13 protein-coding genes are annotated in these 10972 nt (G+C 59.0%); 4 read left to right on the top strand and 9 right to left on the bottom strand.

Translation table 11 applies throughout. The features are described from left to right. Positions 1-106: 106 nt before the first annotated feature. A complete protein-coding gene (locus HX793_RS29865; protein ID WP_016979863.1) occupies positions 107-463 on the bottom strand; it encodes an MmcQ/YjbR family DNA-binding protein in 357 nt (118 codons plus the stop codon). Continuing rightward, the gene (locus HX793_RS29860; RefSeq protein WP_026000029.1) at positions 460-1368 is read right to left on the bottom strand and encodes a LysR substrate-binding domain-containing protein; all 909 of its coding nucleotides are present in this window, start codon (positions 1366-1368) and stop codon (positions 460-462) included. Before HX793_RS29860 ends, HX793_RS29865 begins: the two co-directional genes overlap by 4 nt. 224 nt (positions 1369-1592) lie before the next feature. Here HX793_RS29860 and HX793_RS29855 point away from each other — a divergent pair, with 224 nt between their 5' ends. The 3 genes from HX793_RS29855 (at position 1593) to HX793_RS29845 (ending at position 4479) form a co-directional block, all read left to right on the top strand. Then, positions 1593-2447 (top strand): hypothetical protein, encoded by an 855-nt coding sequence (locus HX793_RS29855; RefSeq protein ID WP_016979865.1) that lies wholly within the window; start codon positions 1593-1595, stop codon positions 2445-2447. A gap of 154 nt (positions 2448-2601) precedes the next feature. Further along, positions 2602-3213 carry an FMN-dependent NADH-azoreductase gene (locus HX793_RS29850; RefSeq protein WP_177049211.1) on the top strand — a complete coding sequence of 204 codons (612 nt, stop codon included), beginning with the start codon at positions 2602-2604 and terminating at the stop codon, positions 3211-3213. A 228-nt stretch (positions 3214-3441) separates the two neighbouring features. Further along, positions 3442-4479 carry an alpha/beta hydrolase family protein gene (locus tag HX793_RS29845; RefSeq protein ID WP_177096348.1) on the top strand — a complete coding sequence of 346 codons (1038 nt, stop codon included), beginning with the start codon at positions 3442-3444 and terminating at the stop codon, positions 4477-4479. Here HX793_RS29845 and HX793_RS29840 read toward each other — a convergent pair. The 3 genes from HX793_RS29840 to HX793_RS29830 all read right to left on the bottom strand — a co-directional run bounded on the left by HX793_RS29840 (position 4473) and on the right by HX793_RS29830 (position 8613). Next, positions 4473-5648: an MFS transporter gene (locus HX793_RS29840; protein ID WP_061436794.1), complete on the bottom strand. Its 1176-nt coding sequence runs from the start codon at positions 5646-5648 to the stop codon at positions 4473-4475. The two genes, HX793_RS29845 and HX793_RS29840, sit on opposite strands and share 7 nt — an antisense overlap. Positions 5649-5812: 164 nt before the next feature. After that, a complete protein-coding gene (locus tag HX793_RS29835) occupies positions 5813-7399 on the bottom strand; it encodes an ABC-F family ATPase (RefSeq protein WP_028616043.1) in 1587 nt (528 codons plus the stop codon). Between the two features lie 20 nt (positions 7400-7419). Then, positions 7420-8613 (bottom strand): tyrosine-type recombinase/integrase, encoded by a 1194-nt coding sequence (locus HX793_RS29830; RefSeq protein ID WP_178905566.1) that lies wholly within the window; start codon positions 8611-8613, stop codon positions 7420-7422. 283 nt (positions 8614-8896) lie between these two features. Here HX793_RS29830 and HX793_RS29825 point away from each other — a divergent pair, with 283 nt between their 5' ends. Next, positions 8897-9118, top strand: a complete 222-nt coding sequence (locus HX793_RS29825; protein ID WP_177004026.1) for a hypothetical protein — start codon at positions 8897-8899, stop codon at positions 9116-9118. A gap of 49 nt (positions 9119-9167) precedes the next feature. Here the strand turns inward: HX793_RS29825 and HX793_RS29820 are convergent, their stop codons facing one another. From HX793_RS29820 to HX793_RS29805, 4 genes are all read right to left on the bottom strand, one after another. Beyond that, positions 9168-9491 (bottom strand): hypothetical protein, encoded by a 324-nt coding sequence (locus HX793_RS29820; protein WP_178905565.1) that lies wholly within the window; start codon positions 9489-9491, stop codon positions 9168-9170. Continuing rightward, positions 9488-9844, bottom strand: a complete 357-nt coding sequence (locus HX793_RS29815) for a hypothetical protein (RefSeq protein WP_178905564.1) — start codon at positions 9842-9844, stop codon at positions 9488-9490. The genes HX793_RS29820 and HX793_RS29815 overlap by 4 nt, the downstream gene beginning before the upstream one ends. Further along, the gene (locus tag HX793_RS29810) at positions 9841-10587 is read right to left on the bottom strand and encodes a hypothetical protein (RefSeq protein WP_308936664.1); all 747 of its coding nucleotides are present in this window, start codon (positions 10585-10587) and stop codon (positions 9841-9843) included. Before HX793_RS29810 ends, HX793_RS29815 begins: the two co-directional genes overlap by 4 nt. After that, positions 10584-10972: hypothetical protein (locus HX793_RS29805; RefSeq protein ID WP_256733979.1), on the bottom strand; the 389-nt coding region annotated here is incomplete at its 5' end. The genes HX793_RS29805 and HX793_RS29810, both read right to left, overlap by 4 nt.

Genomic DNA, 10972 nt, shown 5'->3' with positions numbered 1-10972 from the left:
CCTGCGTTCGGCCAGCGTGGTTGACGGGGCGCCTGAGATCAAAAGCAAAGCAAAGCAAAGCAAAAGCAAAGCAACCGATAGTCACTAGATACCAAGGTGCTTTGCCTCAATCGTCCAGCAACAACCCGACCTGCGTGCGCTTGGGCAACTTGCTGACGACAAGCTGGTGAGAACGCCGCAACAACCCACGCAACTCTTCATCCCCCAACGGATACGGCGTATTCATAATGACCCACTGCGCCCGCGCCAGGTACGGTGCCGGGTGAATGCCTGGGCGGTCCACATGGCCGAGGAACAACGCCTTGTCGACCTTGAATGCCAACGACTCACCCCTTAGGTTCTGCAGCGCGAACATCTTGTTGCCCGCAATCGAAAACACACGCACGCCGCCCCATTTGTAATCCTCCCGCGCGCCCGGCAGGCTGAGGCAGAACGCGGCGACTTGTTCTTCGGTCATCTTCATAGCAGGCGGTCTCCGCAACCTTTGAAACCTTCTTCCAGATAATCGATCCAGGCACGAATGGCCGGCAACACGCCGCGACGATGGGGGTACACCGCCTGTAACCAGCCGCCGGGCAAGGACCACTCCGGCAGCAGTTGCACCAACCGGCCGTTGGCCAACTCCTCTTCGCAATACATCATCGGCAGTACGGTAAAACCCAGGCCCATGATGGCGCTGGCCTTGCGCACGATGAAATCGTCGATACCCAGCCGTGCTTCCATCGCCAGATCGTGGGTGTTGCCCTGGGGATCGAGGATGCGTTGATGCACCAGGCGATCTGCCTCCAACGCACCCAGGATCGGTAGCTGCTTGAGGTCCTCAAGGGTCGTCACCTCACGGCCGTGCATCAGCACGGGGCTGGCCACCAGCACGGTCTGGGCCTGGCGCAGGCGCTTGGTCACGAGCAACGGGTCCTCATCACCCAGCTCGCGCACCCGCAGGGCGACATCGATGCCTTCAGCGACCAAATCGACACGGCGGTTGACCAGGGTCATCTCCAATTGCACCTGGGGATGCGCCGCCAGAAACCCGGCCACCAATTCCGGCAGGATGTGCTGGGCCATGCCCACCGGGCAACTGACACGCAGCCGTCCACGGGGCTCGCTGGACATGCTGGCGACCGCCTCATCGGCCATTTCCGCTTCCAGCAGCATGGCCTGGCAATGCCGCAGGTAGCGCTCGCCGACGGCGGTGAGGGTGAGTTGGCGCGTAGTGCGTTGCAGCAGGCGCGCGCCGAGGCGTTCTTCCAGCTCGGCGATACGCCGCGACAGCCGCGACTTGGGAATCCCCAGCAGCCGGCCGGCGGCGGCGAAGCCACCGGCTTCCACGACTTTGGCGAAATAGTAGAGGTCGTTGAGGTCTTGCATGATCAACCTATTGTCCTGTCAGTGGGACGAACTATCCGCGTCTGACGAGGGCAAATCCACTACAAAAAACGGGCAAGCAGCATTCGGTACAGACCATCTGAGGAGGGTTTGCGCTTTAACTCTGCTGTGTTGCCTGCGGTGATGGCTATGAGCTACTGTGCGTGCCGTTAATCATCTGACGCCTCCAAGTTCCGAGGCCCCATCTCAAACGTTCAAGGACTGACATGAGTACTGCCCAGATATCCGCCCCCATTACTGGCGATAAACTCTACCAAGAGCGCGCCCGCGAAGCGTTTCCAATTCTTGTTCGTCAGGCGAAGGCCGGTACCAACATTTTCTATTCCGACCTCGCCCAAGAATTGGGGATGGCGAATCCACGTAACCTCAACTACGTGCTGGCGAGCATAGGACAAACCCTAGAGCTGCTCTCAGAAAAATGGCAAGAAAAGGTTCCTCCTATCCAGTGTCTGGTAGTTAACAAGTCGACTGGGCTGCCAGGCGAAGGAGTGGGCTGGTTTTTGGTAAAAAAAGAAGACTTTGGTTCTCTTCCTCTTGCGCGAAAGAAATTGATCGTGAAGGCCGAGCTCAATCACATTTTTGCCTATCCCCATTGGGATGAAGTACTTGAAGTGCTTGAGTTGAAATCGGTGGAGCCTGACTTCACAAACGAAATAGCGCTGGCGAGTGCAGGGTTTGGAGGTGGCGAGAGTGAAGCTCACAGAGTATTGAAGGAGTTTGTGGCACGTAATCCTAAAGTGATCGGCGTCGGAGACGGTATTTTGGCTGGCACCACGGAATACTCTCTTCCGTCGGGAGACCGCATGGATGTCTCATTTTCCGGCAAGTCCGTTTGGATCGCCGCTGAAGTCAAATCCTCGATTTCAAGCGTTTCCGACATTGTTCGGGGGCTGTTTCAGTGTGTGAAATACCAGGCGGTAATGGAAGCTGTGGTGATCGCAGAATCGACGGTAAAGGACGTAAGAACCCTGCTCGTACTTGAATCAGAGTTTCCTCAGGCGCTGCTGCCTCTGAAGAATTTGCTTGGAATCGAGGTAGTCGATTGCGTTAGCCCTAAATAACACTTCGGAAACCATTCAGCGTGCATGTTTTGGCTGGACTGTCTCAGGGGTAGGACAAACAGTCGCATTTCAGCCGTCTAATCGTTTATTCGGATCATCTGTAGGATCAACCCCACTTGATCGCCCCGTCGCGATCCTCACTTGGAGATCCCGCATGAAACTGTTGCATATCGATTCCAGCATCCTCGGCGACAACTCGGCGTCCCGTCAGCTCAGCGCTGGTGTGGTCAAGGCTTGGCAAGCGGCTGAGCCGGGCGTGGAAGTGACCTACCGTGACGTGGCCGCCGAAGGCTTCAACCACTTCTCCGGCGCAACCCTGGGCGCCCTGGGTACTCCGGCTGATCAGCGCAATGCTGCGCAACAGCACGAAGCAGAGCTCAGCGCCAAGACCCTGGCTGAGTTTCTCGCCGCCGACGCGGTGGTCATCGCCGCCCCAATGTACAACTTCACCATCCCGACTCAACTCAAAGCCTGGATCGACCGCATTGCCGTCGCCGGCCAGACGTTCCGTTACTCCGAAGCCGGCCCCGAAGGCCTGTGCGGCAACAAGAAAGTCATCGTTGTGTCGACGTCGGGCGGCCTGCATGTCGGCCAGGCGACCGGTGTGGCCCATGAAGATTATCTGAAAGTACTGCTGGGCTTCCTCGGCATCACCGACATCGAATTCGTCCGCGCCCATGGCCTGGCGTACGGTGATGAGTTCCGCAGCAAGTCCCTGAGCGACGCCAACGTAGTTATCAACGAACAATTGTTCGCGGCTGCGTAAAGCTTAGGTAAAACCGTGCCGTTCCCCGTTTCATTCTGAAACGGGACGTCTAAACTCTGTATTCTGATCGCCTCAAAACGACCGGACTACGGAGTTTTTTCGTTTAGCCGCTGTCATTACTTTGGCCCAGGTTATGCACGCATGGGTATATCACCCGGTCGAGCGCCTTGAACCATGGACTTTTCAACCCGACATGCCGGTCTTTATGCAGCAAAGGTGGACATCCTCATGATGCGTCTTTGTGCTGTTATGGTTCTTTCCTTGCTCGGTGGCCTGGTTTCAGTGCACGCCGCGCCTGCGCCGCACCCGCATTGGAGTGTGGGCTTCCATCGCATGACCTTCCTGGATCCGCTGGATTTACAGCCGATGAAGGCCATCGCCTTCTATCCCTCCACCGGGCTTGAGCACAGCACGCCGCTGGGCGCCTATCGCGTCGCCGCCACGGAAGATTCCAAGATTGCCATCGGCCGCTTTCCGATGCTGATGCTGTCCCACGGCAACACCGGCACGCCGCTGGCCTTGCACGACCTGGCCACCTCGCTGGCGCGCAAAGGTTTTGTGGTTGTGGCCGTGCTGCACCCTGGCGACAACTACAAGGACCACAGCCGCCTGGGCACGGTGAGCAACCTGTACGGCCGGCCGATCCAGATTTCCGAAGCAATCACGGCCACCTTGGGCGACCCGATGCTGTCGCCGTTCGTCAACGTCGATCAGGTGGGGGTGATCGGTTATTCAGCGGGCGGTGAAACTGCGTTGATCCTGGCCGGTGCCAAGCCGGATTTCGACCGCCTGCGTCGCTACTGCCAGGAACGCCCGGAAGACCGTGACGCCTGCACCACCAAAGGCGAACTGGTGGTGGACCGCGACGACCTGCAGCCGCAAGCCGATCCGCGTATTCATGCGTTGATGTTGATGGCCCCGTTGAGCCTGATGTTCGGTCGCCACACCTTGGCCGACGTGCATGTGCCAGTGCTGCTCTACAGCGGTGACGGCGACAAGCTGGTGGCCGTGGACAAGAACGCTGCGGCGTTGGCGCGCAAACTGCCCGAGCCGCCGGATTTCAAGCTGTTGGCCGGAGCAGGACACTTCGTGTTCATGGCGCCGTGTGACAGTGATCAGTTGGCGGCGATGCCAGCGATCTGCACGGATGCCGACGGCGTCGACCGCGAAGGGATTCACCGTGACCTGATTTCCGAGGCAGGACGTTTTTTCAGCCACACCCTCGGCCAAGCAACACGCGCCGGGATGCAGACGGCAGATCAGTAAGCGCGACGCTTGAGCAGAACGGTCACGCCCAAGGCCGTCACCGACAACAGCGCGGCGCAAAAGAAGATCCAGCCATAGCCGAGGTTCAGTGCCACGGCACCCATCAACGGCCCGGCAATCGCCAGGGCCAAATCAAAGAACACCGCGTAAGCACTCAGGCCTGCACCACGGCTGCTGTTGGGTACCTGCTTGATGGCTTCCACGCCGAGTGCCGGGTACACCAGCGACAAGCCAAAGCCGGTCAGCCCTGCGCCAATCAATGCCACGCCCGTCGACGGCGCCAGCCAGAGCAACGTCAGGCCCAGCGTCTCGATGGTCATGCAGGCGATTGCCGCGCGAAAGCCGCCAAACCGGCTGATCGCAGAGATAAACACCAGCCGCGACAAGATAAAACACACGCCAAACACCGTCAGGCAGTACGCCGCACCGGCCCAGCCACGATTGAGGTAGTACAGGGTGATAAAGGTGGTGAGGGTGCCGTAGCCGATGGAGGCCAGGCACAGGCTGGCGCCAAAGGGCGCGATACGCCCGAACACCGCCCAGAACGGCAAGCGCTCACCGCGCACTACCGGCACCGAGGGTTTATTGCGGATCAGCACCAGGCCCAGCGCGGACAATACGGCCAGTGCAATACCGAGGCTGTTGTAGCCGTATTCAGCCACCATCACCACACCCAGCGGCGCACCAATGGCGATGGCACCGTAGGACGCGATGCCGTTCCAGGAGATCGAGCGCGCCGTGTGTTCCGCGCCCACCGCGCCCATGCACCAACTGATGGTGCCCACGCCGATCAGCCCTTGGGCCACGCCCAGCAACAGTCGCCCGACAATCAAAATGCCCAGGCTCAAGGTGGGCGTGCTCTGAAGCAATGTCGCAAAGAACGTCAGCACGCCGCTGACCAGAATCCCCGCCAACCCCAACACAATCGCGCGCTTGGTCCCTACGTTGTCCGACATGCGCCCGGCCATCGGTCGACTGAGCAGGGTCGCCAGGTATTGCGAACCGATTGTGACCCCGGCCACCACGGCGCTGAAACCCAGTTGCTCATGCACATAGCCAGGAATCACCGCGATCGGCAGGCCGATGCAGATAAACGCGATGAAGGTATAGAAGACGATAGAGACGATCTGCAAGGTGATCGACAGGGAGCTGGGGGCGGCGGCAGACATGGGCACTCGTTCGCGGGCGGGCGGTGAGGGCATCATGGCAAGGGCCCAACGGAAAAGAAAGCAGGCTATCTATTAATTATGGCGCGCCATGCACATGCAAAAAGCCCCGTCACATAGGACGGGGCTCTATCTTGCCGTTTGCAGTTAAAAACTAATGGTTGCTCTTAAAACACCACACCTTGGCTACGCAGGTAATCATCATAGGTGCCGCTGAAGTCGATCACGCCGGTGGCGCTCAGCTCGATGATGCGGGTGGCCAGGGACGATACGAACTCACGGTCGTGGCTGACGAAGATCAGCGTGCCCGGGTAGTTCTCCAGCGCCAGGTTCAGCGCCTCGATGGACTCCATGTCCAAGTGGTTGGTCGGTTCGTCCATGATCAGCACGTTCGGCTTTTGCAGGATCAGCTTGCCGAACAGCATGCGGCCTTGCTCGCCACCGGAAATCACCTTCACCGACTTCTGGATCTCGTCGTTGGAGAACAGCATGCGACCCAGGGTGCCACGGATCATTTGCTCGCCTTGGGTCCACTGGCCCATCCAGTCGAACAGGGTCACGTCGTCTTCGAAGTCGTGCGCATGGTCCTGGGCGTAGTAGCCCAGCTCGGCGGCGTCGGTCCACTTGATGCTGCCGGCGTCCGGGGTCAGTTCGTTGACCAGGGTGCGCAGCAGGGTGGTCTTGCCGATACCGTTCGGGCCGATGATCGCCACGCGCTCGCCAGCTTCAACCTGGAAGCTGAAGTCTTTGAACAGCGGCTTGCCGTCGAAGCCTTTGGCCATTTTTTCGACCATGACGGCCTGACGGTGCAGCTTTTTGTTCTGCTCGAAACGGATGAACGGGCTGACGCGGCTCGACGGCTTGACTTCGGCAAGTTGGATCTTGTCGATCGCCTTGGCACGGGAAGTGGCCTGTTTGGCTTTCGAAGCGTTGGCCGAGAAGCGGCTGACGAAGGATTGCAGCTCGGAGATCTGCGCCTTCTTCTTGGCGTTGTCCGACAGCAATTGCTCGCGGGACTGGGTCGCCACGGTCATGTACTCGTCGTAGTTGCCCGGGAACAGGCGCAGCTCGCCGTAGTCCAGGTCAGCCATGTGGGTGCACACGCTGTTCAGGAAGTGACGGTCGTGAGAGATAATGATCATCAGGCTGGAACGCTGGGTCAGGATGTTTTCCAGCCAGCGGATGGTGTTGATGTCCAGGTGGTTGGTCGGTTCGTCGAGCAACAGCACTTCAGGATCGGAGAACAGTGCCTGGGCCAGCAACACACGCAGTTTCCAGCCAGGGGACACTTCGCTCATCGGGCCGAAGTGCTGTTCCAGGGGAATACCCAGGCCCAGCAGCAGTTCACCGGCACGGGATTCGGCAGTGTAGCCGTCCATTTCGGCGAACTCGGTTTCCAGCTCGGCCACGGCCATGCCGTCTTCTTCGCTCATTTCCGGCAGCGAGTAGATGCGATCGCGCTCGGCCTTGACCTTCCACAGCTCCTCGTGGCCCATGATCACGGTGTCGAGCACGGTGAATTCTTCGTAGGCGAACTGGTCCTGGCGCAGTTTACCCAGGCGAACGTTCGGCTCCAGCATGACCTGGCCGCCGGACGGATCGAGGTCGCCACCGAGGATTTTCATGAAGGTCGACTTGCCGCAACCGTTGGCACCGATCAAACCATAACGGTTGCCGGCGCCGAACTTGACCGAGACGTTCTCGAAGAGCGGCTTGGCGCCGAACTGCATGGTGATGTTAGCTGTGGAGATCAATTACTTTACCTATCAATAGCTTAGAGTGCGCTTATTTGAACTGGGACCAATTTGGGACCAATTTGGAGCTTTTCCATTTCGCCCCAATCTGAGCTTGAGTTGATCCAACGCGCATAAGTCGAGAGCAGCATCTGCACGCTATGGCCGAGCTGCTGGGAGATGAAGGCGGGGTTCATGCCAGACATAATGCATATTGTCGCATAGGTGTGACGACAGTTGTATGGCGGCCGACGACGGATATTCAGAGCCTTCAGTGTCGGAACCCATTGCTTGTGCAGGTCAGACGTCTGCTTCACGTACTCCGAGTTCTTCGAGGGCGGGAAAATGAAAGGCGTTTCTAGCACTTTTCCCTTGCCCTTTTTCCTGCGCTGCGCATATTCCTTGGCGAACGCCAGGGCGTGCAGAGCGCGTTCATTCAACAAAACGAAACGGTCTCCGCCCGTTTTCGTACGCTCCACCACTTCCCCCAAGGCGATCCCGCGACACACGTGGGCTGTCTTCTTCTCTTCGTCTATCGCGTCCCAGCGCATCGCCAGGGCCTCGGAAAGACGCATTCCTGTAAAAAACGCAAACTCAAAAAATGCCGCGTAGATCGTGCTGGGCCAATGTTCATGCTCGTACATCTTGGCGATGATCTGGTTTGCCTCGTCCAGGGTGAACGGGTCGATCTCCTTTTTGCTGCGCTTGGGCAACTCCAGGATCGCCGCCGGGTTCTTCGGGATCAGTTCCTCAGACATCGCTGAATTCAGGATGGTCGACAGCTTCGAGATCGCGTTGCGCTTCACCCCGGGCGACTTCCATTCCCTGGAGGCCATGACCCGGCGTAGCAGGGTGGTGGTGATCAGATCGATCCGCACCAGGGCCAGTCCGGGCATCCAGTACCGGTTCAGCGCCCCCTTGTAGTTGTTCTTCGTGCCGGCCACCACCTCCCGACTATCCAGCCAGAGCTGGGCATACTCGCCAAAGTTGATCTTGCCGCCGGCGACGTTGCTGGAACCGGGGAACAGCTCGGCATACTTGTCGTCATCGAGCAGCCCCAACCTCATCAGGCCTTTTACTTGATCAACAACCTGTGAGGCAGACTTGATTCCTTTCTGTGTCGGGGGATAGGGGAGCGTTTCACTGCGCCGGCTGCCGTTCCACATAAAGCGGATGCGGATCGATCCGTGGTGGAGGTCCATTCCTGCGGGCAAACCCATTGGCTTTCGAGCCATTCGTAATATCTCCTGATGCTGTACAAAACCCTGCTGCCCTGTTTGTTCCAGACGCCGAGGGGGATTTGGTTGCGAGCGCGCTTTGAGCGCAGGGCGGCGAGAGTGGTGCCGAGGATCTCGGCCATCTGCGCCTCCGGCACCTTGTCGCCTGTGATGCCGTCGTTGAGCTGTTCTGCTGCTGACATTGAGTGCTCCGCGCCGCGCTTGGCGGCAGAGGGTTGGTAGTAAGTAGTCACGACTGGTCTACAGTTGGTCGAGGCGTTACTCGATGGGGAGAAAATGGATGTTCGATAAGTACCCCGAGCAAAAGCAGGCTAGAAAGTGGGTAGGAGCGTTTGGTGCTGCACTCCTGGGGTTGGGAGTGTTTCTTGTCGTCATTGATGGGTCGGGAGGAGGGCTTTGTATCTTTATGGGTGTCAGTTTGGTGATGCTGGTGTTCCTTGCGAACGAAAAACAGTTCGCGAAGACGTTAAGGGTTCTAGGCTGGTTTGATGGGCTTTCGTGAAAGTAAACCTCGCCCGCCGCTCACCGGCAGGCATGTAGGGGGATTGGGGTTAGGGCAGAGTGGAGCCGATTTGTGCTGCTACTACGGTGATAGCCTGGCGGAGCGCTCCACCTCGATCCGCTTCGTCGGTCCAGCCGATGTTCTCGCCGAAGCCGCGGCGCTTGACCATCACGTATTGCAGGTTGGTGAACCATTGGATGCTGAGCTGAAGGTCTACCGCCAGGCGCATGGCCTGGACGTCATCACTGAGTGGCTGCCATTGCTCACGGCCCGAGTATGGGTCGTCGTAGTAGAAGGCTTCGCTGCCGTGGCGGTACTCCAGTTCGAAGCCCATGGCCTTGGCTGACAGCTTTAACAGTTCGTGGTCTGTCATGGCGTCACCAGGTTTTCAACCTGCAATTCGGCGTGGAGTTCGGCGGCCAGACCAACCGGCCACCAGTAGCGCGCACGCTGATGATCGGGATAGCTCTCTTCGCGAATCACCAGACCTTTGCGCCGAAGGGCCTTGAATATGCTCAGCACTGACGGCGCCGACACGCCGAGGCGGTGACCAACCTGAAAGGTAAGGCCGCCCATGCCGAACACGCACGCCTGGTCACCAAGTGCCAGCTTCTCGCAATCTTTCTGATGCAGGTACGGCTGGCTGTCTCGATAGAGATGGGCGTTTTTCCGTCCGATCTTGCGCAACTCATCGAGAACGAGCTGTTGTTTCTCTGTGAGCTTCATGGTGTCACCCGCTTGAACTCGACCACCCAGACCCACGGGTTGGCGTCCCACTCGCCGCCGGTGGCGTTCCACAAATTGGCGAACGCAAAGCGCGGTGTGAAAAGGCATTGTTCGTGGCTGGTGGTTTTTTCCCAGGCCCAGCCGTTGCGCTGCTGGTGACCGGCCTGCGTCGGACAATCACCGACATCTTTCCAGCCTGTGCCACCGCGGAAGCACTGCTGGCCGTAGTCGGTGAAGAAGCATCCCTCGGCCTTGGCCTGGTCGTCGCTGATGTCCTGCAACCGCTCGACGCGCACGTCGGTGATCTCCAGCAGTATGCGGCTCACCCAGCGGGGTGTATGGATGCTGGGTTTCCAGGTTGGCTGTTCTTGCTCGTAGGGCTCCAGCCCGTCAGCCGCATACACCAGGTCGCCGTCCTCTCGCGCCTGATCAAGATCCGCCATGTCGGCAGGTTGCAGGTACGGCCCTTTCTGGACTTCGGAGTGGTTGCAGTACCAGGTCTCGCGCACCCACAGCCGGTCGCCGGGCTTGCCGTAGGGGCAATTGTAGGAAAGGCTATGGCCCGGGACCGCCGGGACGTTAGTCACGTCCTTGCCCCAGCCTGCGCCGTAGACTTCCCAGAAATTGCCTTTCAGCACCGGCTGAACCTTCATCGTTCGGCGCGTGACCGTCTTCCGGCCTTCCAGGATGGCGCGCACCATCGGCGCCGAGAACAGGATGGGGCGTTCTTTGATCTGGCTCACGGTGCCACCGCCTGGCGCACCCACACGCAGATAGGGCCGTCGTCGGTATCGTGAATCGAGAAGATGAACCAGCCTTCGCCAGGAGGATTGGTCGGGTGCCAGGCCGCACAATCGGCGATACCTTCAGCAAGCCATGACGCCTGCACTTCCTCTGACGCGTCGTATTCGAAAGCCAGTTCGCGCGCTTCCAGGCCGCGCGAGTCAACCCAGGCGTATGGGATCAACTCGTCTTCGGTGGATGGCCAGGCCGGGTGGGTCCAGTAGCCGTGTGCGTCACGCTCAACTAGTAGCGGCTGGATCAAAACAGTTTCTTCGGGCATGACTTCGTCCTTGCCGCTGTAGCGGCTGATTTCAAGAAATTTCTTAAGGAAACTCTGAAAAAGAC

Origin of the sequence: Pseudomonas reactans, assembly GCF_013387025.1 — a bacterium.
In the GTDB taxonomy this organism is placed as follows: Bacteria; Pseudomonadota; Gammaproteobacteria; order Pseudomonadales; family Pseudomonadaceae; genus Aquipseudomonas; species Aquipseudomonas reactans.
Note: the sequence above shows the minus strand (reverse complement) of the source record. Positions and strands in the feature narration are given on the sequence as shown.